Consider the following 23,918-nt stretch of genomic DNA (forward strand, 5'->3'; position numbering starts at 1 on the left):
TTCTTCCTCTTTTCTCTTAATATTCACCGGTTGCCTGGAGCAGAGCTTCGTATGCGGAGTTCCAGTTCTTGAGGGCTTCGAAGTATTCCAGCTTTGCCTTACGCAGGCTTACCAATGCGGTAAGCAGGTTTATCTGGGTTTCTCGGCCAACTTTAAAAGCTGCGTCGGTTAGATCGTAATTTTTTTGTGCCAGCTCTACGGAACGTTTCTTCATGTCGATTTGCTGACGTGCGTTTCCGAGGGTGCTGAGGCAGGATTCAATCTGCAGGCGGAATCCGCGTTCTGCCTGGTCCTTGAGAATCTGGGTGGAACGCAAGTCGGATTTTGCCTGGGCAACCTTTTCGGTGGTCTGCTTACCATTGAAGAGGTTCATGGTGACGGCAAGAGCGATATACTTGTTGATGTTCTTGTCCCAGTTAGGTGCATCCCACTTGTAGAATTCATTCTGCTTGTTTGAATATTCTACACCGCCCACAAGTACAACGGTAGGCTTGAAACTGCCTTCTTCGATGTCAACCAACTTGGTGTCGATTTCTTCCTTGGCGGCAAGCTGAGCCAGTTCCTTGCGGCGCTTCTTGACACCTTCCATGGAAAGGTCCGGCATAGGGGTCTTTTCGGGGTCGCGGAATTCACCAGTGAACTTTACTTCGGGATCATAGGGGAGGCCCATGATGTTGAGAATGCCGTTGCGTGCCACGATCTGAGTCTTCTTGAGGCCTTCGATACCCGACTTGAGGCCATCCAGTTCCAGCTGGGCGCGGACAACGTCCAGTTCTGTACCGAGGCCGCTCTGGTATGCCTGAGTGGCCAAATCCACGGCGTTCTGGAGGAGTTCCATGGTCTCTTCGGTGACGGCAACGGAACTATCCAGGAAAATGACGGTGTTGAAGGCTTCATCAACCTGGGCGCGGACGTCATTCTTGGTCTTTTCGAGGGTGATTTCGCTGGCGAGCTTTGCTGTCTTGGCAATTTCAATACCGGTACCCACCTTGCCGCCGGCGTAAAGAATCTGGGTGGCGGTGATGCCCAAACTGGACTGCCAACGGTATCCTTGAGCTTTCATGGCGGAAACAAGTCCGTCAATGCCGCCTGCGGCAGCCATATCATAGGCAGAGGGGGCGCCGTAATCGGGGTTTTGTGCCATTCCCTTCATGGCATCGGACATATCTGAACTTGCCTTGACGTCATCCAGGCCGAAAATTCGGGTCACTTTGGCAGAGAGATCGATGCTGGGGTATGCATTGCCGTAGCCTTCGCTAACTGCGGACTGAGTCTTTTTCAGGCTTTCTTCTGCAGATTTTACATCGGATGAGTTTTCAAGGGCCACCTTGATAGCTTCTTCGCGGGTATATACCTGTCCTGCGAACGTCTGAGCGGCCATGCTTAGGGCAATTGTCACAGCCATTGTGGCCGAAATAGCAAGTTGCTTAGACATAATTCTCCTGTTTAATTTTTTTACGTGCCAAATTTAGGAAAATGAGGGGGTGATTCAAGGGCTTTTTTCCCTAGGGTCTGTATGAACGGGCCATTTTGGCGTATGAATGAAGAAAAAAATGAAAGAACCCCCTTTTTTAGGGGGTTCTTTTACATAAAATGTAAAATGTTTTTGACTCTTTTTTCCTCAAAAATGGTTGTAAATGAGGTAAAAAAGATGGAAAAATTACATCAAACCGGGGATTTTCATGCCGCCTGTAATGTCGGAAATGCTGGACTGGGTGGCTTCATCTTTTTTCTTGACAGCGGAGTTGATGGCAGCCATGAGCAGGTCTTCCAGGGCTTCCACGTCGTCCTTGTCTACGGCATCCGGGTTGATCTTGATCATGGTGACCACGCCCTTACCGTTCATGGCGATCTTGACCATACCACCACCGGCTTCTGCTTCGAAACTCTGGGCTTTAAGATCGCTCTGGGCCTTCATCATCTTGCTCTGCATCTTCTGAAGGTCTCTCAACATTTTGCTCATGTCCATAGTATTATTCCTTTCTTATGTTCAAAAATGCGTGTCTAAATTGACTTTTTTCTTTTTTTTATAAATGTTCGCAGTTAAAATATGCTGATTTTATACAAAAAGACGAAAAATTTGGGCAAACATAGTTTTTTTTAGTTGTCCTGCTCCGCCATTTCGAGGTCTTCTTCGGTCTGTTGCACGGTAACCTGGCGCTTGCTCTTGCGGGAATAGATTAGTTCCGCATTGAAAAGTTCCTTGAGGCGTTGGAGGCCCGGCTCCTTCTGGATATCCAGTTCATAGGGGGACATCTGGGCCTGCATTCGTTGGTGAAGTTCCTGGGCGTTGAGGGCACGGGTCTTCACGGAGAGTGCAACCGGGGTCTGTAGGCAATTTTCCAGAATCTGCTTTAGACGTTCCAGGTATTCCGGGTGTTCTTCCATCTGCTTGGGGCCCCAGGCGTCTTTACCGGCGTCGCCTACATAAGTCAGGGCGATGGGGAAGGGGGTTTCCTGGATGTTGCCCGTTTCAAGCACGGAATCGTTGAGGGCCACAGAAAAGGCGAAGTCTCCGTCATCGTTGATGCGGTTTCTGATGGAACCCCAGGCGGCAGCCACTTCGTAGCGGCTGTAGACGTCGCCGTAGTAACCTCCAGAGATGCCCCTTTCCATGGCGGCAAAGGGATTTTCGGCGGCTTGCTGGAGTGCCTTGGCTTCTTCCTGGGCGTCCAGCATATTCTGGACATCAGTTACTTTTTTTTTTAGCGCCTCTTGGTCAGCACTGGCCGAGGCGTTTGCGGGATCGTTGATGGCGGCAAGAGCTCGCCTCAAGTCGACGATTCTGTCGAGCCATGCCATTCGGGCGAATGTTGTTTCTACCAGAAGGCGGGGGTTGGTGCTGTAACGCAGTGTACCCTGGAGGTCGATCAGCATCTTGGAAATGCGGAGGATGTCTACGTTGCCAAGGCCGGGAACGGCGCTCTTGTACTTGGAGTACATTTCGTCGGAGACGTTCAGGGCGTCGGCGGTAAAGGCGTCCAGACGGGAGTACAGCAGGTTACGGAGGAACTTGCCGAAACCATCCAGCAGGGGAGTAAATTCGATACCGCGCTTGCAGGCGTCATCGACCATATGGAAGCAGGCCTTGAGGTCGTGGCTTTCGATGGCATTAATCAGCGTGAAGAACAGTTCTACAGGGGGAATGCCCAGAACGCTGCGTACGGCTTCGGCGGTCATTTCGCTGCCGGTAAAGGCGTAGGCCTGATCGAAATAGGTGAGACCGTCACGCATGGAACCGTCTGCCTTTTCGGCGAACACGTCAAGAGTTTCGTCGGAGGCGTTGATGTTTTCCTGTTCGCAAATGTAGCGCAGACGGCTGCGGACCTGTTCTACAGAAAGGCGCTTGAAGTCAAAACGCTGCACGCGGCTAAGAATAGTCTGGGGCACCTTGTTGACTTCGGTGGTGGCGAAGATAAAGATTACATGTTCAGGCGGTTCTTCAAGAGTCTTCAGCAAGGCGTTGAAGGCACCGGTAGAAAGCATGTGGACTTCGTCGATGATAAAAATCTTGTACTTGCCGATAACAGGCGGGTACTGCACACGTTCGATCACGTCGCGGATATTGTCCACACCGGTATTGGATGCGGCGTCGATTTCGAAAATATCCATGGGATTGCCGCCGGCAAAGTCCTTACAGCTGGGGCATTCGCCACAGGGGTGGAGCGGGTCGCCGCCGGTGCAGTTCAGAGTACGGGCGAGGATACGGGCACTGGTGGTCTTACCGACGCCGCGGGTTCCGGTAAACAGGAAGGCGTGGTGAAGACGGCCCCCTTCAATTGCATTCTGAAGGGTTTTTGCGATGTGTTCCTGACCGACCATGTCGGAGAAAGATTGCGGACGCCACTTACGGGCCATTGCTACGTATGCCATGGGCTGGAATATAGTAAAATAGTTTAAAGGGTAAAGTTTAAAGGGGACATATTAAGGGGGGAGGGTGGAGCCTGCGGCTCCTTTGAGGTATTATAATCGCGCCGGAGGCGCCTAGAGTCACCCTGAGGACGTTCAGGGTTTTATGCACTCATGAGATTCCGAAACAAGTTCGGAATGACAAACGCAAACACTCGTCAAAGCCATATCTCATAAATCCTTTTCACTATTCACTGTTCACCCTTCGCTGTTCACTATTTTATTGTATCTTTAGCAAAAACAAACGAGGTACTAATGAATCCGAATCTTGCTCTTTTGATCCTTTCCTGGCAGGTGGCTTGCCTTTTTCATGAAACTGAAACCGAAAAACTTTTGCCGGGTTCCGCCTCTGCAACTGAAGCCGAAAGCGATGAACTAGACAAGATTCATGACGAACTGACTCCGAACGTAAGTTGGGACGATTTCAATAACACCTATGGCAAGTTCCGCAACGCCAAGGATCGTATTGATGCCTGTGTGGCAGCCATCAAGGGTGAGTCCGAAGAATTTAAGCGTGCTGTGCTGAACGCCATGATCCGCGTGGCAGAAGCTTCTAACGAAGACGGAAACGCAAGCAACATTTCTCCCGAAGAAAAGGCCTTTATTGGCCAGGTGAAGGACGCCCTGGGAGTTTGATAGCTTAGAGCTTATAGTTTAAAGGTTAAAGTATAAAGGAAAAATCCTCGCAGTTGGACTGCGAGGATTTTTTGATGTTCAATCTTTTTTGAAGCCTGAAGCCTAAAGGTTAAAGTTTCTCTTTACGCTTTGACCTTTTCGCTTTCCGCTATCTCAGAACGATGTCGCCGTTAGCAACCAGCTTGTCGCGGAGCTTGTTGTGGGCCTTGTTCACTTCGTCGTCGGTCAAGGTGCGGTCCATGGTCTGGTAGGTCAGACTATAGACCATGTTCTTCTTGCCGGCTTCAATCTTTTCACCTTCGTAGATACTCTTGAGGGAAATCTTGGCAAGGTTCTTGGGATTGAGACCCTTGATGCGGGCGACGATTTCTTCGTGGGTGAGGCTCTTTGCCACTTCCAGGGAGATATCGCGGGTAGAAGGAACCTGACGACTGAAGGCCTGGAAGATAATCTTCTTGTGGCTTTCTTCAATCATCTTGTCCAGGTTAGCTTCCATCACATAGGTTTCGTAACCGATTTCGAAGGACTTGGCTACAGACGGATGCAGGGCGCCCATGGTGCCGAGAACGGTCTTGCCGCAGACGATTTCGGTCTGCTTGCCCGGATGCATAAAGGCTTCCAACTTTTCGGGAACGCGGAATTCGACAACGAGACCGCAGCGCTTGAAGAAAGACTGGACCAGACCCTTGAAGGCGGCAAAGTCAATCTGAGCGGGCTTGTCGTTCAGCGGGTTCACGTCGAATGCACCAGCAACGGTAAGGGCGATGAGGTTGGATTCGTCAAAGCCGTTGTCGCGGACGTCGGCACGTTCTCGCTTGAACTGACCCTTGGCCACTTCGAATAAGCGAACGGAGCCCGGACGGTTCTTTTCGTTTTCTGCAACGTTCTTCAGCAGGTTGGGCAACAGAGAAGTGGGAACGACGCCCAGTTCTTCGGACAGCGGGTTCAGAAGTGCTGCGGGGTTTGCACGACGGTCAGAAGCGTCGGTGCCGAAGAGAGCCTCGGTACGAGCCTTGCTGGTAAAGCGCAAGTTCAAGCATTCATGGAGACCCATGGCACTCAGAGTTCTGCGGATCTTGCGGTTCATCTGTTCCACAGCCGGCAGTTCGTTGGGCTGCATGGTGAACTTGGGCAGGCTGTAAGGAATGTTGTCGAAGCCTACGAGACGTGCCACTTCTTCAATAAGGTCAACTTCGCGTTCCAGGTCCGGACGGTTACCCGGAATTTCGAAGGTCATGGTTTCGCCGTTCTCTGCAGCCAGCTTCAGGTTGATGCTGGTGAGGTGCTTGCGGATCACGTCGGCAGCGATGTCCATGCCGATGATCTTTGCAACGCGGGAAACACGGAGGTCGATCTTGGTCAGTTCCTTCTGGTGGTCTTCGCCGGTGTATTCCACGCAACCCTTCAGAACCTTGCCGCCAGCCACTTCCTGGATCATGGCGCAAGCGTACTTGCTGTATTCGTCCTGGGTGGTGGTGTCGATGCCACGTTCGAAGCGGTAGCTGGAGTCGGAGCCGATGCCCAGACGCTTTGCCTGCTTACGGACGATGGTGGGGTTGAAGTAGGCGCTTTCCAAGAGAACGTTCTTGGTGGTGTCCACAATTTCGGATTCTACGCCGCCCATGGTGCCGGCTACGGCTACGGGACGGTCGCCATCGCAAATGACCAGTTCAGCTTCGGTCAGTTCGTGGTCGGTGTGGTCGATGGTCTGGATCTTTTCGCCCTTCACAGCGCGACGGACCTTGATCATGGAACCCTTCAGCTGGTCCATGTCAAAGCTATGGAGGGGCTGACCTACGTCCATGAGGATAAAGTTGGTAACGTCCACAACGTTGTTGATGGAGTTCATGCCAACGGTGTGGAGGAGTTTAGCCAGCCAGCTGGGGCTCTGCTTGACTTCAACGCCCTTGATGACGCGGGCGGTATAGCGGGAGCAACCGCAACCGGGGATAACTTCAACAGATGCTGCGGAGGATGCGGGTTCTGCTTCTTCAACCAGGTTGTAGGCCAGGGGCTTCAGTTCGCGACCGAACTTGGCTGCCAGTTCGCGGGCGACACCGCGGTGGCAAAGTGCGTCGGGGCGGTTGGGGGTGACGTTCAGTTCGAAGCAGACGTCGTACATGCCCAGGCTTACGAAAGGAGTGCCGGCGGGGATGGAGTCGTCCAGAACCATGATGCCACCGTGGTCGTCGGAAAGACCGATTTCGTCTTCAGCGCAAATCATGCCGAAGCTTTCTACGCCGCGGATCTTGGACTTCTTCATCTTGAGGACGGAACCGTCGCTCATGGGAAGTTCTGCACCGATAGGAGCGAGAACTACGGTCTGGCCTGCTGCAACGTTAGGTGCGCCGCAAACCACCTGAACAACTTCCTTGCCGTTGTCGACTGTGGTGATGTGGAGGTGATCGCTGTCCGGATGGTTTTCGCAGGTGAGGACCTTTGCCACCACCAGCTTGTCGTAAACCTTACCCGGTTCTTCGATGCCTTCAACTTCCAAACCGATGGAAGTCAATGCCTTTTCGATTTCTGCCACAGATTCGGGCAAATCCACATGACGCTTCAGCCAACTTAAAGAAACTTTCATCTTTTATTCCTTTTTTAACTGCATCCTGTACTGCAATCTTTTTTAAAGACAGCAGGCTCTTGTGCAGCCCATAAATTACGCGGGACAATTTAGAAATAATAAAAGCCTCGGTCTTGGGACCGGGGTGTTAAAATGCGTTTTGACAGCGTTGGAGACTTTTTGGGGCTGGACCTAGGCGAACTTTAATGCGGGCAGGATTTCTTCGACGAATGCAGTAATCCAGTCGGGGGTTGCATTTAGGCAAGGAATACGCTTGAGTCGAGGACCGCCAGCACTGTAATAGATCTGAGACACCTCGTCGTCAATTTCGTAGATGGTTTCCAGGTTGTCGGTGGTAAAAACTGGACTTACCACAACGACGGGTTTGTTTTGTTCGCCCAGCTGCTGCAAAGTCTCTGCCAGTGATGGCCCCAACCACTTTCCAGAGGGGAGCTTGCCGGGCTTGTACTTGCTTTGGTAAACCAGGTGGGCTTCTCCGCTGAATTTGTCGCCTGCAATTTCTGCGAGGCTTTGGCAAATGCTCTTGAAACTTTGTTCGCAGTCGCTGCGGTAAGGGTCGCTTGCGTTTTCTACACGCCAACTTTGGATCGAATGGAATGACACAAGAAGGGTGTCTTCCTCTTCGATTTGCTCGCTAATGGTTTTTGCCACTTCTCGGGCCCAGGCTTCATTTTGGCAGAAACCTGTGGCAGATAAAATCTTCCCCTTGAACTTGATTTTCCTGGCACAGTCCAATACGTTGTCGATGGCTGCCTGTGTGGTAACGCCAGATCGCTGCGGGTACAAAGGCAGCATGTGAACTGTGTCGACACCGTCTTTTTCAAGTTGCTTTAGGGTTTCGCTAATGGATGGAGTACAGCCGTATTGATAGGCGAGACGGATTGTGACGTAGTCTTCAACCTTGTGCTGTTCCAGTGCGTCCGATGTGACGAATTTCCTGCGGAGTGCCGTCAGAAATTCTTCAGAGTACGTTACCAGCGGCATTTCCTTGAAATCGTTGCTGTTAAACATCTGAAGGTATTTGTCGTAACTAGAAAATTTGCCCTTTGGCAAAATGACGAACTTTAATAGCAGCTTCCAAAATAAGCTCTTCTTGCCTATGGTATGCCAGTCTCCAAGAAACTGATGGAGATAAGTCTCGATGTCATCGACATCAAGATTGGCGGGGGAGCCTAATTGAACCAGAAGAAGAGCGGTTGACATTACCTGCGGCGGCTCTGCTGGAAGTTGTTTTCCTTGCGTTCGTAGGGCTTGCGCTTCAGCTGGTCTAGAACAGATTGCAGTTCCTTGGGCAGGGGGCAATCGAAAACTTTCTTTTCGCCCTGCCAGTCGAATTCCAGACGGCAACTGTGGAGGAATAGACGGTGCAGGCCCAGCTGCTTCTTGATTTCGCGATTCAGGGCGAAGTCGCCGTAGCGGGAGTCGCCCAGCAGGGGGTGACCGATGCTTGCGAAATGGGCGCGAATCTGGTGCATACGACCGGTTTCCAATTTAATCTTAACCAGGTCGAAACCGATGTAATGCTGCTTGACGCGGTAATGGGTGACGGCCTCCTTGGCGTCCTTGGAGTCTTCGCCAACTTTCATCTTGCTACCCTTGGCGGCGTCGGTGCGGGTCAGTTTTTCGCTGATGGTGCCGCGGTCCTTGGAAAGGTTGCCCTTGACCAGGGCGAAGTAATACTTGTCTACTTCGTGTTCGCGGATCATGCGGGTAAGTTCGCGGAGGGTGTCGCCGTGGAGGGCCACCATGATCATGCCGGAAGTTTCCTGGTCCAGTCGGTGGGCGATGGTGGGCTTGAAGTCCAGATCTTCCTTGCGGCCCCATTCCCACAGGTATTCCACCAGGCTTTCGCCGGGCTTGGTGCCGGAACCGGGCTGGCTTGCCAATCCCGAGGGCTTGTTCACGATCAGATAATCTTCGGTCTGGATGACGATGTCCAGTTCCTGAGCGCCCCAGTTGGACTGCTTCTCGGCGCCAGACATGTTCTTGCCCCAGGTGGATTTGTTCTTGGCGAAGCCTGTGACCGCAGATTTGTCGCGGTTTGCGCCTGCTGCGGAACCCGCTGCACCGGGGAAGGAAATGATGTTGGATTCGCCTGCCTCGTAGGCGGCTTCTACTTCGGCCTTGATCTGTGCGGACTGGGCGCGGCTCATGTCCTTTTCTTCTTCGGAAACGGACTTGAAGTTTTCATAGATGTTTACCAGATCGCCTTCCTGGAGCATCTGGTTTGCCTTGGCGACCACGCCATTGACGCGGACTTTCTTCTTGCGGATGACGGAGAAGAATACGGAGAGGGATTCCTCGGGGAAAGCCTTGCGGAGGAATCGGTCGAGACGCATATTTGCGAAGTTGCGGTCAATCTGGCGAGTAATCATGTTTTAGTGGTTAGTGATTAGTGGTTAGTGATTGGTGATTAGTGGATGGTGAATTCCTTTCTACTGTCTACTAACCACTGTCTACTGTTTACTTCTCTTTGCGTAGTGGGCTAGACGGATGCCATCGGCGGCGCTGGTGACGATTCCACCGGAGTAGCCGGCACCTTCACCAAGAACGTAAAGACCCTTGGTGTTGACGCTTTCTAAAGTTTCGTTATTGCGGGTGATGCGGAGGGGAGAACTGGTTCGAGTTTCCGGCGCCACAATCAAACCTTCTTCAATAAAGCCTGGAATCTTCTTGTCAAAATTCTGGAAGCCTTCTGCCAGGGAAGCGCAGATGGTCTTGTCCATCCAATCCCACATATTGCTGTTTACCAGACCGCAGGGGTATGTGGTCTTGGGCAGATCCTTGTCGACGCGTTTTGCCAAAAAGTTCTTGATGGTCTGGGCGGGAGCGGCGTAGTTCTTACCGCCAACTGCGTAGGCGTCCGCTTCAATTTTGCGCTGCAAGTCAAGACCGCCAAAGAGGGTGCCGGCAGTCTTGATATCGAAACCTTCTGCACCCGGTGTAATAGGAACTGCGATGGCGCCGTTGGCCAAAGGACCGTTTCGATGGCTGTAGCTCATGCCGTTGGTGGCGAGAGTGCCGGGTTCTGAAGCGCAGGGCACCAGGACACCACCGGGGCACATGCAGAAACTGTAGGCGGAACTGGTCTTGTTCAAGGTCGGCGTGGCCAAAAAATATTCTGCGGAACCGGTAAGCTTTGTATCGATGTCGCGACCCAGCTGGCGCATGTTGATAAGCATCTGCGGGTGTTCTACGCGAACGCCCATGGCGAACGCCTTGCTTTCGAGAGAGACTCCGCGAGCATGGAGCATTTCGTAAATGTGCCGTGCAGAATGACCTACGGCGAGAACCAAGGCCTCGCAAGGCTGCCAATGGCTGGGGCAGATTTCTGCGAAGTCTGCAGAAGGAACTTCTCCCAAATTACGGCGGGACACGTCCCGCAGCTTGATGCCGCAAATCCGTCCGTCCTTGATTTCAATATCTTCCAGGGTAGTGCTGTAATGAATCTTGCCGCCAAGGCGTGCGATTTCTGCACGGAGCTGACGTAACATAAGCACTAGACGATCCGTACCGATGTGGGGCTTCGCAAAAGTGACCACCGATTCGTCCACGCCAAAGCTTACCATGTCCTTCAAAACTGCTTCGGAGAACAGGTTGCGACTGCGGGTGTTCAGTTTTCCATCACTGAAGGCACCTGCGCCACCTTCGCCATAGAGCACGTTGCTGTATGCATTGAATTTTCGGTCTACAAAGAAACGGCGGATATCCCTAAAACGTTCTTCTACCAGTTTGCCTTGTTCGTAGAGGTCCACAGAAAAACCCTTGCGAAGCAAGTGTAGGGCTGCCCACAATCCGCTGGGACCTGCACCGATCACATCCACATGGCCTGCCATGGGAACGGTGTTGCGTTGGGGATCATTTTCCAGGGATTCGGTTTCTCGTGTGGCGGCCACCAAGCCCTTGGCGTGATTGCCCGTGGCTCGCAACTGGCGCTTTACTTCAAAAATGACATTGTAAGACCACTTTGGGTCTCCCTTACGGCGGCTATCCAGAGAAAAACGTTCCACTTCCAGATTGAAGATTTCTTCGGGATGGATTCGCAATTCCCGGGCCAAAGCGGCTCGGTACTCACCCTTTTTGGCGAGGGCGACGGAAAGTTCTCTGTAGCGGTAAGTATACATCAACCCAAAGGTAGAAATTTACAGCGTACCTTCGTAAACCACAAGACGTTTTCCGTCGATGGTGACGGCCATGCCGCTTTCCAGAGCGTTGAAGGCACCCTTGGCTTGGGCGAGCCATACCAGGCGGGGGTTGATCAGAGGCAAGGTTTCTGCAGGAATTCTGCTTTCGCCGTCTACAATTACGCCGCGAACGTCTCGGAGTACGGGAATGTATTCTTCGGTCAGAGTGTTGCACAGCAAGATTTCGTTGCTGTCGCGACGCAGAAGCATGTAGGCTTCGGTGGGGGTCTTTGCGCGAAGGATACGGCCGTTGGCGCGGGCAATATCTGCAGAGGCGCAGCCGCCCTGTTCGCCCTTCACCAGTTCGTTACCCACGTGGAGGACTCGGATGGTGTTCACAATTTGTGCGCTAATGGGGTAGCCGGAAGCCATGACGATGCGGTCGGAAATGTGGACGGCTCCTGCGTCGTAGGCGCTCTTGATAGCGTTCTGCACCATGGAATCGGAGTCGTTTACTTCTTCGGCAAACAGAGGGAATACGCCCCAGTTCAAGAGGAGCTGGCGCTTGACCTGTGCGAAGGGAGTTACAGCAAGGATCGGCTGACTGGGACGGAACATGCTGATCATGCGGGCGGTGTTTCCGGTAAGCGTCGGCGTGATGAGGGCAGCGGCGTTCACTTCGCGGGCGGTCTGGTAGGCGTTCTGGGAAACGATGCGGCTCATGTCGCCCTGCAGATCCATTTCGAAGGATTCCCGCATCTTCTTGTAGTATTCGGGAGAATATTCTACGGTAACTGCAACGCGGACCAGAGTTTCTACCGCTTCGATGGGGTAGAGACCGTTGGCGGTTTCGCCGGAGAGCATCACGGCGTCGGTACCGTCGAAAATAGCGTTAGCCACGTCGGTCAATTCCGCACGGGTGGGGCGGGGGTGCTGAATCATGGAGTCCAGCATCTGGGTGGCTGTAATGACGGGCTTGCCCAGCTGGCGGCAGACGCGGATGATGTGCTTCTGGGCCAGAGGAATTTTTTCGGTGGGCAGCTGAACGCCAAGGTCACCGCGGGCAATCATGATGCCGTCAGCCGTGGCGGCAATTTCGCGGATGTTGTTCAGACCTTCTTCGTTTTCAATCTTGGCGATAATCTTTGCCTTGGAATTGAGACTATCCAGGTAGCGACGGATTTCCTGGACTTCGCTGGCGTAGCTTACGAAAGAGGCGGCGATAAAGTCTACGTCCTGTTCGGCACCGAACTTGATGTCGTTCTTGTCCTGTTCGCTCATGATGGGAAGGCCGGCGTGAAGACCGATCAGGTTCACGTTCTTCTTGCTTCCGATGGCTGCGGAATTCTTGGCGACGCACCTGACGGTAAAGCCGTCCGTTTCTTCTACGTCTAGTTCCAGGAGGCCGTCGGCAATAAGGATGCGGTGGCCGGGTTCAATCTTCTGGGGCAATTCCTTCCAGGAAAGGCTCAGCTTTGCCGGTTCGTTTTCGGTGGCGCCCTTGGTGAGGGTGTCGTCGACGGTTACCCAAACTTTGTCGCCCTTGTTGAACTGGATGACGGCATCACCCTCGGTATTGCCGGTGCGGATTTCGGGACCCTTGGTGTCCAACATCAAGGCGATGGGTCGCTTGAGGTTGGCAGAAACGCGCTTCACCCTGTCCATGGCATCCTTGTGGGATTCGTGGGAGCCGTGGGAGAAATTGAATCGGGCCACGTTCATGCCTGCGATAATCAGGCGGGAGACAACTTCGTCATCCTTGGTGGTGGGGCCCATGGAGCATACAATTTTCGTCTTGTGGGTGAACATTTTTCGCCTCTTTTTTTTTCGTCAGAAATCAAACTATTAATTTTCGGCGCCAATGATAAAAATTTTTAACACCTTCCCAAAGGGTAAAAGTGAACGTACTAAAAATGTATGAAAAAGGCGGGGCATAAGCCTCGCCTCTCAATGTTCTTTCTATACAGTATGCGGTACTTTTACGCTTACCGTATTAAAAAATGTAGTTCACGCGGATACCGCCGTAGATGTCGGTGTATTCATCGCGCTTGCTATCGGGACGCAGATACATGGCCGTGCCGGCAAACCATTCGCTGCTCCAGTGCTTGGTGTGGTTCACCTTTACGTTCAGACCACCAAGAATATCCATTTCTGTTTCATCCTGTTCGCCATCGTCTTCCCAGGTGGTAAGCAGGTAGCGGAATTCTCCGTTGATGCCAAGCGTCAGGAACTTGTTCATGAGGGGAATCGTCATTTCTTCGTCGACATTGATTTCGGATTCCTTCATTTCGTCGCGAGTATAGTTCTTGAAGCGGGGGCGGACAATTAGGCTGTTCTGGAGAAGGTCTGTTTCCAGAGTCCATGAAAGGGGATAGGTGTGTTCCAGATAATCGGCGCCGCCGAAGTAATAACCCATCTTGCCCCAGGTAGAATCAGCGAGGTCCAGCAAGTTGGCAAGGCTATCCTTGTAGAATTTGGAATAGTCAGATCTGATAGAGAGGACTCCACCCACCTTGACAATGGATTTACCCTGTTTCAGGGATACATCTGCTGCCCAGGTATGTCTGAAAATTCTTTCCTGGAAATTGGAGGCCAGGTAGTCTTCAATGGCATAGCCGGTGTACTGAGCCCAACGTTCTGCGTCTACGGTTGTGGAATTTTCGTTGTCGGTCAGTTCAATAGTTTTCTTTCCCTTGCGAGGTGCAAACCAATCGTCTAGGAAAACTCCGTCCTTGTAGAACTGGTTCACCTGCAACTGGTAGGGACGATATTGAGTGCGGTATTCAAGATTGTAATTCAGTCTTGTAGAAATGTTGTTTGAGATCTTGAATGTGTTTTCTAGAGAGAAATTCTGGATGTACTTGGTTCTGTCGTTATCCAGTTCATGTTCTTCCTGCCAACTGTCGGATGCCTCGTCAAAGAATCCCCAACGGGTTCCTTCACCAAGGCCGAATAGGTTGGTGTTTCCGTGGTTGGCTGCGTTCTCTACGTTAATCTGGTAGGCGAAACCAAGAGTCCAGTAATCTCGGATTTCCTGTTCAATGCGGCCGCCGAATTCGCGGGTGTCGGAAAGCTGGTCTGGGGAACCTGCGCTGTAGAAGTCTTCGCCTACATACTTGACGTGAGCCGAGATAGTTGTCTTGTAGATGCTCCAGTCAAGAGAAGCGCCGATGGCGAAATTCTGACTGCCCCAGTTGAGGCCCATAACGCGGCTGTCTTCGATATCGCTGTCTTCTTCACGCTTGGCAAGTTTCGCATCGCGAATGAGGGTGCGCAAGGAGTCGCGCATCTGGCTGCGGGTGAGGGTGGTGTTGTCTCCGAAAATGTTGTAGAGTTCCTGGTCGCTGAGGGTGCGAATTCGGGATTCGTTGTTCATAAGCTGACGGAGAGTTCCCATGGAACTTACGTTCAGTCCTGCTTCGCTAAATACCTTGTTTGCTGCGCGTTCCTTGGCGACGTCGGCGGTGTCTGCGCGACCTACGGCCACAGAGCCATTCAGTTCAATGTCTCCAGGATAGAATAGCCAGTTTCCGTCGGCGTACATGGTGAAGGAAGTCTGCATCGGTTCGCCGGTACTTCTGCTGGAACCGTCGCGGAGCAGCGGGTCTTCCATTTCGTCGTTGGCGTAAATGATTCCCACGGTGGCGTCGAAACGGCGTACGGGCGCCCACTTGAAGGAGGCTCCGTAGGCAAGACGCTGGGCCTGGAGTTCTCCATCTTCAATGTATTCTTTGTAAATAAGGGGGTGACGGTCATTCCAGGCGTAAGGGCGGCGGGCTTCGCCAAAGAAACCGCCCAGTTCAAAGAGGGGCATGTCTGCGTTGTTTCTGAGGAGCGACATGGTGTAGCCTACACCGAAGATGGGTAGGTTTGACATGTAGATGTCCCCCTGACTTTTCTGGAAGTCACCTAGAACTAAATGGTTGACTTGGTCTGTGTAGGAGAGGGTGACCGGGTTTGGTGAGAAGCGATTCCAGGAGTCTGCAGAGAGGTCTGCGTTAAATTCGATGGTTCGACCGTCTGGAGACTGCATCAGCAAGTAGGCGCTGGCTTCAGCACCGAATCCCGGAACCTGGAATGTATTTTCGTAGGATTTGCCGGTGATGACATGGTGGTAGTTTCCGCCCAGCATGACGTTACCGATGATGTTCCAGGACTTTGCGGTAGAATCCTGCAGGGCGGATTCCTTTTCGCGGGACTTGATCAGGTTTCCGATCTTTTCGTCGGGGTCGGTAATACGTTTCTTGATTCCGAAAATCTGCGGGTCTTCGGAAAGGGCTCCTGCAACAGTTCTGGAATCTACCGTAAAATCGTTGGCGTTACCGGAAATGCTTTCTGAAACAGAATTGTCGAGAACGTCAGCGGCGCTTGCTCCCACGGTATTTTTCGATATGTCGGAATTTTTCAGGGTCAGATGGCTGTTGCCCATATCCAGAATACCATAGCCGTTTTCCTGGATGGTGGTTCCGCTAGCATCAATGTATCCCAGATTGGAATTGTAGATGGCTACGGTGTTCTTCTTGAAGACAACGTTGTCCAGGGAGGCCTCGCCGTAGTTGGATACATGGAGGGCTGCACCCTGGTTGTCGGTAAATTCGCAGTCCGTGATTTCTGCCTTGCCGTTACGGATATAAAGACCGCGACCTGTACTGTTCTTGATAGAACTTCCGTGGAGGTTCAGCCCTGTGTTTTCAATGACGACTCCGTTTTCTGCATCGGTAATGACTGCGTTACGCAACTCGGATCCGTTTTCGCCAGAAATTGTGATGCCCTTCCAATCGCCGGCCTTGGGTGTCCTGGCTGCGGATTTGAAAACGACTGCTTCGGTGCTGATGCCTGCAGCCACAATCTGACCTTCGACTTTCAGCTTGGAACCGGGAGTGAACTGGAGGATGACTCCCGGTTCGATGACCAGGGCCGAAGCCTTGTCTACAAGCAAGTCTCCAGTGACAAGATAAGGGGATTCGCTTGCTCGCAGAAAACCGCGGATGTTTCCGCTGATGGCGGTGCCCCGAAGAATGGGGGACTTCTGTGCTGGGGTCTGTTCTGTCTGGGCTGCGGTTTGAGCTTCTGCCTGAAGTTCAGTTTGTGCAGAGGAAAGGCTTGCTGTTAACGCGATTGCTGTAATAAGAACGTGTTTCATTAGCGAACCTCGTAAATCTTAGTTGCGTTCAAGGTCTCGCCGCTCTTCAGGAATACCTTGATCTTGATTTCGGTAGTCTTTCCTCGGATGATTCCTACCTGCCTGTCAAAAGCTGTTCCATGAAAATCGGTTTCGGTGAGAACGTCATCCTTTTCGCCGGACTGGCTAATGACAATGCGCTTGATAAACTGGGGATTGTTTTCGGGCAGCTCGTTAACCTTGAAACGGATCATCTGGTAAAAACGATTGGTGTGGTTCTGGGGCGGGCGCGGAACGCGGAGGCGGATCTTCTTCGGTCCTTCAACATCCAGGGTGGCATTAGTCTTGGGGAAACATCCCAAGGTCTTGCTAACCTTGCTTGTGTTGCCTGCCAGGTCTTCTGCAGTAAAGTTGTAGTTGTGGATGCCCTTGGTGGTCTTCAAGGTGTATTCACCGGAGTTTCCGTAAATCTGGTCGATGCCCTTGACTCCATCTACATAGGGGGTCAGTATGACCTGGTCACCTTCAGTATCCTTGATATTTAACTTGATAAAGCACTTGAGGGAATCGGTCCTTGTGATGCCGATGGTTGGAGAAATTGTATTGATGGTCTTGCTGTTCTTCTTGATGGCCAGCTTGAGTGTTGCCTTTTCGGTTCCGTATTTTTCAGAATTGTATTCCACTTCCACCAGTTCGCTGTTCCAGTTTTTCCAGGAGTCCTTGATGGATAGGTTGTAACGCAAGTGTCCATCGGGATTGCGCAGGAGCAGGTTGTCAGAAACCTTGCCATCGTGGGTTACCGTAAGGGTGGCATTGGGGTCGGACGGATCAAATCTTCCTTCGATGATGGTCGCAGACGGATCGCTAACGGTAAGGGGAGAGCTGGTGATGAGAGTCAAGGGCTCGTGGCCTGCCACAGAATCCCTGGGGGCGGAACTGACATAGTAAGTGGCCAAGTTTCCGCAGTCAAAGCTGGTCTTTCCCACTTGGCAGGTGACTGTAAATTTCTTCGGACCTTGCTGTTTCGGAGACCATTCCGGGGTGAAGGTGACGGAGCCTTCGTCGGAGTTCTGCATTTCGCCGCCGATACCGACCTTGATGCCCTGGGTGCACTGGCCCTGGATTTTTACGGAGTTTTCGCGGATGGTGTCCGGCAGAGCCTCGAATTCGCAACGCACGCTATCCTTCAATTTTTTCAGGGCTTCTGCACGGAGCTTGTCCAGTTCGCCGGCTTTCTTGAGCAGTTCCTCTTCCGTGATGGTGGAGTCGCCTGCCAGGCTGTCAATCTTGTCCAGGAAATCGGCGTCGGCTCCGGCGCTCAGGTCAATGACGACCAACTTGTCGCGGTGGGTGACAATGGCTTGATTTTCGTGGATGGATACGGCCTGAGTTCCCATGAACATGTCCATCTTACCAAAAATCAGGGCTGCAATGGGTGTCTGGCGTTCGCTAAGTCCTGTCAGACCGTAGGTTCCTCGGATAGCTGCCGTGGCGGTGCCCGTCTTGAACTTGAAATGACTTCCGCCATTCTGTTTCTGGACGTCGAACTTAATCTTGCCCGACTTGATTTCGGCGGTGATGTAATTCTTCCCGTCGTCTGTCATCACTTCGGTCATGGACACCAGGGAATTCTCTTCGATGGAAAAGTTACTTCCGTCGGGGAGGGCGATGATTGCCTGGGATTCCAGCAGGGTACGGATCAAGTCGCTCTGGTTGACCTTGTTTCCAACTTTAAGGTCTTTCCAGTCTCCCTTGCCTTCCTTTTGGGTCGTTACTTCGCCAATGCGGGAACGGACCTTGCCCGAAGCGGACTTGGCGGCGAAGGAGTTGGCTACCAGAAGGGCCAGGAATATCGCGATAACTCTAGAATAGCGTGAACACATATTGCCTCTCGTTCAAAGGGGTCTTCATGTCTTTTGGGGCAAATATAGCTTTAGGGGAAGATGCCTTTTTGTATCAAAAATAAAAGTTTGATGTATTCCGTGGACTAAAACCCCTTGGAGATTTGCTCTTTTGGCGAAAAAAGCTATATATATAGAAGTATTTCATAAAAGGATAGCACTATGGAAGTTGAAGAACTGACCGTTGCATTCAGCGACGAAGACTCTGGCGAAGAAGTCATCAAGGAATTGGGCAAGGAGATCCTCTCCAAGGGCGCATGGCCGACCGTCATGTTCCACTATCAGGAAAAGGATCCCAAGACCGGTGAATTCGGTGAACCTAAGGTTAGCCTCCGTCGTTATCGCAAGATGAACGGAAACTTCAAGGCCCAGGGTAAGTTCAAGATTACCGGCAAGGCCCAGGCTGAAGCTATCATCGAAGTTCTCAAGAAGTGGTACAACATCTAATGGACCCTGCTAGTTATAACATCGACTTTCTTACCGAAGGCGACATCGAGAAGTTCCCTTATCAGGACAAGTTTGAAAAGATGGCTCGCAAACTCCTGGCCGAAGAAGGCAAGGAGAAGGACGTCAATATCGTCATGTGTTCCGACGAATTCGTCCGCGAAATGAACAAGAATTACCGCGGTCTGGACAAGGTGACCGACGTGCTCTCCTTTGAATGGCATGCCGAGTTCCCCGGTGAACCCGAAATGCTGGGTGAAATCTACATCGCCCAGGAACAGGTCCGCAGACAGGCTCCGGAGTACGGCAACACTTTCTACGCCGAACTGAAGCGTGTCATTGTTCACGGCCTTTTGCACCTGTCCGGTTACGACCACATCAAGGCTGCCGACCGCAAGGTGATGCGCGCCCGCGAGTGCGAATTTCTTGGACTTGACCCCTACAAGGAGAAGGACTGATGGAATCTCCTGAAAGTTGGGCGATTGTTTTTTTAATCCTTTTCCTTTTTGTTTCCTTCTCTTTCTCGTTAATCAAGGCTGTGTTCAGTGGCATTTACGCCAAGCGTGATGCCAAGGACCGCGAAGGCCGTGAAGAGAAGGTGGCCGCCCTGGTGGAACTGGGCGGATTCAACGAGACCATTTCCATTGGCCGAATCTTCTGCAATGTGGGTAGCGGTGTCCTGGGATTCTATCTGTTCGAGATGCTCCCCTGGGCAAAGGACTACTGGATTCTTGCGTTCCTGGCCTATATGGTGGTGGCCTGCATCTGCATTTATACCCTTACGGTTTTCTGCGCCAACGTTCTCGGAAACCTGAAACCCGACACCTTGGCCATTGTGCTGATCCCTCTGTTCAAGTGGATCCGCCTGCCCTTTGCGGTACCCGCAAAAATCTGCCACTGGATGTTTGTCAAGATCTTGAAGGTCATGGGTTACGATTCCAAACTCAGCTTCTTGCCCGAAGAACGCCGCGACGCTGTTCAGGCCGACTTGTCTGACGTCCAGGGCGACGATGGCGAAGGTCTGGAAAAAGAAGAACGTCAGATGATTCTGAACATCTTCGACTTTGTGGAAACTCCGGTTCGCGAAATCATGACTCCCCGCGTGGACATGTGCGCCATCGATGCCGATACCAGGCTGGAAGATTTGGTGAAGGTGCTGAACACCGAACGCCATTCCCGCTTGCCGGTGTATAAGGAAACCGTCGACAACATCGTAGGTATCCTTTCTAACCGCGATTTTTTGCAGTGGTACACCGAACATCACGAAACCGAAACTTTCGACATCATGAAGTTGGTGATGCCGCCGGTATTCGTGCCCTACCACAAGAAAATTGACGACATGCTGACCGACCTGCGAAAGACCGGTAACCAGCTGGCCATTGTGGTCGACGAATATGGTGGAACCGCGGGCCTTGTAACCCTGGAAGACATCCTTGAAGAAATCGTTGGCGAAATCCGCGACGAAGACGACGTGGATGAGGAACAGGACGTCCAGAAACTGAAGGACGGCCGCTACATCCTGGATCCGCTGATGACCCTGTCCGACCTGGAATACGAACTGGGCGTGGAACTGGAAGCTCCGGAAAATTCCCATGTGGAAACCCTTTCCGGCCTGATCCAGGCAACCCTCGGAATCATTCCCTCTCCTGGCGCCGAAGTGGTCATCAAGGGCTACACCTTCCGTGTGCTCAAGATGGAAGGCAACCGCATGGAAAAGGTTCTCATGATCCAGCCCGGCAAGAACAAGCCCAAGTCCGGTCCCCGTACGCAGGCCTTCCGCGTCACTTGATTTTGTTTGATTTGGGGACGCAGATCGAGTCCCGCAAACCTAAAAAAGAAGCCCGCCGAAGCGGGCTTCCTTGCGTTAAATTCGCGGTCTGTTTCGTCTGACGATCTAGGTTAAAGTTCGTCAACCGCTTCAGCACGGAGGTTCGTCACGATGTGGTCCTGGCGCTGGGGAGTGTTGTTTCCCATGTAATAGGCCAACATCTTGCCGAAGTTGGCGTCCGGCGGGAGAATCACGGTTTCCAGACGCATCTGGTCGCCAATGAACTGCCCGAATTCTTCGGGGCTGATTTCGCCCAGACCTTTGAATCGGGTGATTTCCAGACCAGTCTTGCCGATTTCCTTGGCGGCCTTGTCGCGTTCGGCTTCGTCATAGCAGTACTTGGTCACGTTCTTGTTACGCACGCGGAACAGCGGAGTCTGCAAGATGAACAGGTGCTTCTGTTCTACCAGTTCCGGGAAGAACTGCAGGAAGAAGGTCATGAGCAGCAGGCGGATATGCATGCCGTCCACATCGGCATCGGTTGCGATAATCACCTTGTCGTAACGCAAGTCTTCAAGGCCATTTTCGATATCCAGAGCGCTCTGGAGCAGGTTGAATTCCTCGTTTTCGTAAACCACCTTCTTGGTAAGTCCGAAACAGTTCAAGGGCTTACCGCGGAGACTGAACACGGCCTGGGTCTGCACGTTGCGAGCCTTGGTGATGGAACCGGATGCAGAGTCACCTTCGGTGATAAAGATCATGGATTCCTTGTTCAGTGCGTTCTTCACGTCGGTCAGGTGGACCTTGCAGTCGCGAAGCTTCTTGTTGTGCAGGCTTGCCTTCTTGGCGCGTTCGTTGGCCAATTTCTTGATACCTGCAATTTCCTTGCGTTCGCGTTCGTTCTGGGTAATGCGATCCTGAAGGGCCTTTGCGGTTTCGGGATTCTTATGGAGGTAGTTGTCCAGTTCCTTGGAAACGTAATCCACGATCCAGGTACGGAGCTGAGCGCCTCCCGGAGAAACGGTGGTGCTGCCCAGTTTGGTCTTGGTCTGGGATTCGAACACCGGTTCCTGGATACGCACAGAAATGGCGCCGATAATGCAGTTGCGGACGTCAGACGGATCCAGATCCTTCTTGAAGAAGTCGCGGGCGCCCTTGACGATACCTTCGCGGAAAGCCTGCTGATGGGTACCGCCCTGGGTGGTATACTGGCCGTTCACGAAACTGTAATAATGTTCGCCATACTGGTTGCCATGGGTAAAGGCGATCTCAATGTCGGACTGCTTGAAATGGGCCACCGGATAACGGATAGAATCGTCTACGTGCTTCTGGAGCAAATCCAGGAGGCCGTTGGGGCTGACGTAGGTCTTGCCGTTCATGATGAGGGAAAGACCGTTGTTCAGGTAGGCATAGTTCCAGACCTTTTCTTCCATGTAGGCGGGAAGGAATCTGAAGTTCTTGAAAATATTGGCGTCCGGTTCGAAGAAAATTTCGGTACCGTTCTTTTCGGTGGTGTCCTTTTCCTTTTCTTCGCGGACAAGCACACCCTTGCTGAATTCTGCTTCCTTGACGCGGCCATCGCGGTAGCTCTTGACGATGAACTTGGTAGAGAGGGCGTTTACAGCCTTGGTACCCACGCCGTTCATACCTACAGACTTCTGGAAGGCGTCGGAATCGTACTTACCACCGGTATTGATCTTGCTGACGCAGTCGATGACCTTGCCCAGGGGGATGCCGCGGCCGAAGTCGCGGATGTGGGCGGAGTGATCTTCAATGTCGATAATGATCTTTTTACCGGCGCCCATGACGAATTCGTCGATGGAGTTGTCGATAATTTCCTTGACGAGAACGTAGATACCGTCATCGGGGCTCTGGCCATCGCCCAGCTTGCCGATGTACATACCCGGACGTTCGCGGATGTGTTCGTTCCATTCCAGTGTTCTAATGCTGTCGTCTGTATACTTTGCTGCTGCCATAATCTTTAAATCAGAACGTTTAAGGTTAAAAAATCAGTTCAAAATGTCTATTTCAAAATTTTTCACAAAGATAAACTTTTTCGCTGACACTTTAGTGTCAAGATAGTTCTGCCCCTGCGAACTTTTCGGTCGACAATATAGTAAAAACGAAACAGGAACTGTTCAAAAGAGCAGTTCCTTGTTGCAAAAAAAAGGCCTGGCCCTGGGCCAAGCCTTTTCCATAAAAATTTGACCTTGTGGGTTAGACGCCCAGAGAAACTCTCATGAGCAGGCTGAAACCATGGAAAGTGTGGTTAATGGGTTCATAGGTGTTAAAGAAGTATTCACCATGAATCCAGGTGTTGAGACGTCTGTTACGATTCAGTAGGATGCCGCCACCAATGTGGGCCTGGAGGCCGTTGTCGCGGATTTCATCGCTGTTGTATTCGTAATCGATGTCAAAGGTTGTTGCAGACATACCCACGCCAATGTAGGGGGCAATCGGACCAGAGAGGATGGGGTAGTAGAAAGAGAAACCCCAGGCGATATAGTCTGTAGTGATGTCTTCGTACTTATCGTAATTATAGTAGTAGTAATCGCCGTTGTTAACCTTGTTATTTCTGTCGACTGTATTGACCTTGTGGCTGATGTTGAGGGTCAGCATGGTGATTGTGTACTTGGAATCGTACGCAAAGAAGAAATCGTAGGAGGTCAGGGGTTCGTAATCGGTGAATGCGTTGATTTCGTCACCGATGAACTTGGTTAGACCGAGACCGACACCGAAGTAGAGATTGGGAATGCGAGGCTTTTTGGCGGGTGCAGGTTCTGCGGACGGAGCTGCTTCATAAACTGCAGGAGCCGGTGCTGCAACAGGCTGTGCGGCGGGCTGTTTTGCGGGGGCCTTTGCTACGGGCATGGGAGCCGGAGCAGCTGCGACTGGTTCTGCTGCCGGTTTGGGGGTAGGCTCGGCGACAGGCTCTGCAACCGGTTCGGCGGCAGGTTCTGCCTTGGCGACGGATTCAACTGCGGGCTCAACGGCAGGTGCTGCAGCCTGATTTTCGGAACTCATGACTTCGGCCAGTTTTGCAAGGGCCTTGTCCATATTCTCTTCCTTGAGAATCTTGACCTGGTGATTCCAGACAGGCTTGTTTTCGGAATCCTGGATCTTGGCGCTGACCATGGTGGCCTGACCCAACTTGCTGACGTTGATGGAGGCTGTCTTCTGGCAACCTTCGGCAACAATCTGGTAGCTGCCCTGGCTGTCAACGTAGTTCTTGAAAAGGGAAGGAATACTAGCCTGGGTTTCGGCGGAAATGCCACTGGCTTCTACAGGAGAAAGGCAGAGAGGCTCTGCTGCGGAAATATATGCGGCAAGAGAAAAAAAGACGGGGATAAAAATTTTCTTATTCATACCGCAAAAGGTAAATAAAAATACGACGGAACGCATGGTTCCGCCGCATTTTCCGTTGTAAAAA

Annotated in this window: 16 protein-coding genes; 4 read left to right on the plus strand and 12 right to left on the minus strand. The window is 52.1% G+C overall.

Features of this window, described 5'->3' with window-relative positions; genetic code table 11:
• Positions 1 to 16: 16 nt before the first annotated feature.
• The 3 genes from BUB94_RS04860 to dnaX all read right to left on the minus strand — a co-directional run bounded on the left by BUB94_RS04860 (position 17) and on the right by dnaX (position 3,873).
• Entirely contained in the window at positions 17 to 1,435 is a 1,419-nt protein-coding gene (locus tag BUB94_RS04860; protein ID WP_073156854.1) for a TolC family protein, read from the minus strand.
• Positions 1,436 to 1,660: 225 nt separating this feature from the next.
• Positions 1,661 to 1,969 carry a YbaB/EbfC family nucleoid-associated protein gene (locus BUB94_RS04865; RefSeq protein ID WP_073156852.1) on the minus strand — a complete coding sequence of 103 codons (309 nt, stop codon included), beginning with the start codon at positions 1,967 to 1,969 and terminating at the stop codon, positions 1,661 to 1,663.
• Between the two features lie 131 nt (positions 1,970 to 2,100).
• The gene (gene dnaX, locus BUB94_RS04870) at positions 2,101 to 3,873 is read right to left on the minus strand and encodes a DNA polymerase III subunit gamma/tau (RefSeq protein ID WP_073156849.1); all 1,773 of its coding nucleotides are present in this window, start codon (positions 3,871 to 3,873) and stop codon (positions 2,101 to 2,103) included.
• 291 nt (positions 3,874 to 4,164) lie between these two features.
• Between dnaX and BUB94_RS04875 the strand changes: the two genes are divergently transcribed.
• Positions 4,165 to 4,545, plus strand: a complete 381-nt coding sequence (locus tag BUB94_RS04875) for a hypothetical protein (protein WP_073156847.1) — start codon at positions 4,165 to 4,167, stop codon at positions 4,543 to 4,545.
• A gap of 148 nt (positions 4,546 to 4,693) precedes the next feature.
• Here the strand turns inward: BUB94_RS04875 and pheT are convergent, their stop codons facing one another.
• The 7 genes from pheT to BUB94_RS04910 form a co-directional block, all read right to left on the minus strand.
• Complete coding sequence (gene pheT / locus BUB94_RS04880; RefSeq protein WP_073234696.1) at positions 4,694 to 7,129, minus strand: phenylalanine--tRNA ligase subunit beta; 2,436 nt, start codon at positions 7,127 to 7,129, stop codon at positions 4,694 to 4,696.
• Between the two features lie 171 nt (positions 7,130 to 7,300).
• Positions 7,301 to 8,332 (minus strand): ferrochelatase, encoded by a 1,032-nt coding sequence (gene hemH, locus BUB94_RS04885; protein WP_073234698.1) that lies wholly within the window; start codon positions 8,330 to 8,332, stop codon positions 7,301 to 7,303.
• Entirely contained in the window at positions 8,332 to 9,504 is a 1,173-nt protein-coding gene (locus tag BUB94_RS04890) for an RluA family pseudouridine synthase (RefSeq protein ID WP_073156839.1), read from the minus strand. Before BUB94_RS04890 ends, hemH begins: the two co-directional genes overlap by 1 nt.
• 81 nt (positions 9,505 to 9,585) lie before the next feature.
• The gene (locus BUB94_RS04895) at positions 9,586 to 11,253 is read right to left on the minus strand and encodes an NAD(P)/FAD-dependent oxidoreductase (RefSeq protein WP_073234702.1); all 1,668 of its coding nucleotides are present in this window, start codon (positions 11,251 to 11,253) and stop codon (positions 9,586 to 9,588) included.
• Between the two features lie 18 nt (positions 11,254 to 11,271).
• Positions 11,272 to 13,062, minus strand: a complete 1,791-nt coding sequence (pyk, locus tag BUB94_RS04900; protein ID WP_073234705.1) for a pyruvate kinase — start codon at positions 13,060 to 13,062, stop codon at positions 11,272 to 11,274.
• Between the two features lie 184 nt (positions 13,063 to 13,246).
• Positions 13,247 to 16,396, minus strand: a complete 3,150-nt coding sequence (locus BUB94_RS04905) for a right-handed parallel beta-helix repeat-containing protein (protein ID WP_073234707.1) — start codon at positions 16,394 to 16,396, stop codon at positions 13,247 to 13,249.
• Positions 16,396 to 18,258 carry a FecR family protein gene (locus BUB94_RS04910; protein WP_073234710.1) on the minus strand — a complete coding sequence of 621 codons (1,863 nt, stop codon included), beginning with the start codon at positions 18,256 to 18,258 and terminating at the stop codon, positions 16,396 to 16,398. Before BUB94_RS04910 ends, BUB94_RS04905 begins: the two co-directional genes overlap by 1 nt.
• 180 nt (positions 18,259 to 18,438) lie before the next feature.
• On the opposite strand from BUB94_RS04910, the gene BUB94_RS04915 reads away from it, so the two are divergent.
• Genes BUB94_RS04915 through BUB94_RS04925 form a run of 3 tightly spaced genes read left to right on the plus strand, consistent with a single transcriptional unit; the run spans position 18,439 to position 20,509 of the window.
• On the plus strand, positions 18,439 to 18,723 hold the full coding sequence (locus BUB94_RS04915) for a hypothetical protein (RefSeq protein ID WP_073156826.1): 285 nt from the start codon (positions 18,439 to 18,441) through the stop codon (positions 18,721 to 18,723).
• Positions 18,723 to 19,178, plus strand: coding sequence for an rRNA maturation RNase YbeY (ybeY, locus tag BUB94_RS04920; RefSeq protein WP_083538114.1), 456 nt, complete (start codon positions 18,723 to 18,725; stop codon positions 19,176 to 19,178). Before BUB94_RS04915 ends, ybeY begins: the two co-directional genes overlap by 1 nt.
• Positions 19,178 to 20,509 carry a hemolysin family protein gene (locus BUB94_RS04925; protein ID WP_073234713.1) on the plus strand — a complete coding sequence of 444 codons (1,332 nt, stop codon included), beginning with the start codon at positions 19,178 to 19,180 and terminating at the stop codon, positions 20,507 to 20,509. The genes ybeY and BUB94_RS04925 overlap by 1 nt, the downstream gene beginning before the upstream one ends.
• A gap of 110 nt (positions 20,510 to 20,619) precedes the next feature.
• Here BUB94_RS04925 and BUB94_RS04930 read toward each other — a convergent pair whose 3' ends face one another.
• On the minus strand, positions 20,620 to 22,464 hold the full coding sequence (locus BUB94_RS04930; protein ID WP_073156822.1) for a DNA topoisomerase IV subunit B: 1,845 nt from the start codon (positions 22,462 to 22,464) through the stop codon (positions 20,620 to 20,622).
• Positions 22,465 to 22,705: 241 nt separating this feature from the next.
• Positions 22,706 to 23,854: a hypothetical protein gene (locus BUB94_RS04935; protein ID WP_139260131.1), complete on the minus strand. Its 1,149-nt coding sequence runs from the start codon at positions 23,852 to 23,854 to the stop codon at positions 22,706 to 22,708.
• Between the last annotated feature and the right edge of the window lie 64 nt (positions 23,855 to 23,918).

The organism is Fibrobacter sp. UWH9 (genome assembly GCF_900129715.1).
GTDB lineage: Bacteria > Fibrobacterota > Fibrobacteria > Fibrobacterales > Fibrobacteraceae > Fibrobacter.

Excerpts from the sequence above, each read along its gene's own strand:
- BUB94_RS04860 (WP_073156854.1), bottom strand. The coding sequence starts at position 1,435 with ATGTCTAAGCAACTTGCTATTTCGGCCACAATGGCTGTGACAATTGCC.
- BUB94_RS04865 (WP_073156852.1), bottom strand. The coding sequence starts at position 1,969 with ATGGACATGAGCAAAATGTTGAGAGACCTTCAGAAGATGCAGAGCAAG.
- dnaX (WP_073156849.1), bottom strand. The coding sequence starts at position 3,873 with ATGGCATACGTAGCAATGGCCCGTAAGTGGCGTCCGCAATCTTTCTCC.
- BUB94_RS04875 (WP_073156847.1), top strand. The coding sequence starts at position 4,165 with ATGAATCCGAATCTTGCTCTTTTGATCCTTTCCTGGCAGGTGGCTTGC.
- pheT (WP_073234696.1), bottom strand. The coding sequence starts at position 7,129 with ATGAAAGTTTCTTTAAGTTGGCTGAAGCGTCATGTGGATTTGCCCGAA.
- hemH (WP_073234698.1), bottom strand. The coding sequence starts at position 8,332 with ATGTCAACCGCTCTTCTTCTGGTTCAATTAGGCTCCCCCGCCAATCTT.
- BUB94_RS04890 (WP_073156839.1), bottom strand. The coding sequence starts at position 9,504 with ATGATTACTCGCCAGATTGACCGCAACTTCGCAAATATGCGTCTCGAC.
- BUB94_RS04895 (WP_073234702.1), bottom strand. The coding sequence starts at position 11,253 with ATGTATACTTACCGCTACAGAGAACTTTCCGTCGCCCTCGCCAAAAAG.
- pyk (WP_073234705.1), bottom strand. The coding sequence starts at position 13,062 with ATGTTCACCCACAAGACGAAAATTGTATGCTCCATGGGCCCCACCACC.
- BUB94_RS04905 (WP_073234707.1), bottom strand. The coding sequence starts at position 16,396 with ATGAAACACGTTCTTATTACAGCAATCGCGTTAACAGCAAGCCTTTCC.
- BUB94_RS04910 (WP_073234710.1), bottom strand. The coding sequence starts at position 18,258 with ATGTGTTCACGCTATTCTAGAGTTATCGCGATATTCCTGGCCCTTCTG.
- BUB94_RS04915 (WP_073156826.1), top strand. The coding sequence starts at position 18,439 with ATGGAAGTTGAAGAACTGACCGTTGCATTCAGCGACGAAGACTCTGGC.
- ybeY (WP_083538114.1), top strand. The coding sequence starts at position 18,723 with ATGGACCCTGCTAGTTATAACATCGACTTTCTTACCGAAGGCGACATC.
- BUB94_RS04925 (WP_073234713.1), top strand. The coding sequence starts at position 19,178 with ATGGAATCTCCTGAAAGTTGGGCGATTGTTTTTTTAATCCTTTTCCTT.
- BUB94_RS04930 (WP_073156822.1), bottom strand. The coding sequence starts at position 22,464 with ATGGCAGCAGCAAAGTATACAGACGACAGCATTAGAACACTGGAATGG.
- BUB94_RS04935 (WP_139260131.1), bottom strand. The coding sequence starts at position 23,854 with ATGAATAAGAAAATTTTTATCCCCGTCTTTTTTTCTCTTGCCGCATAT.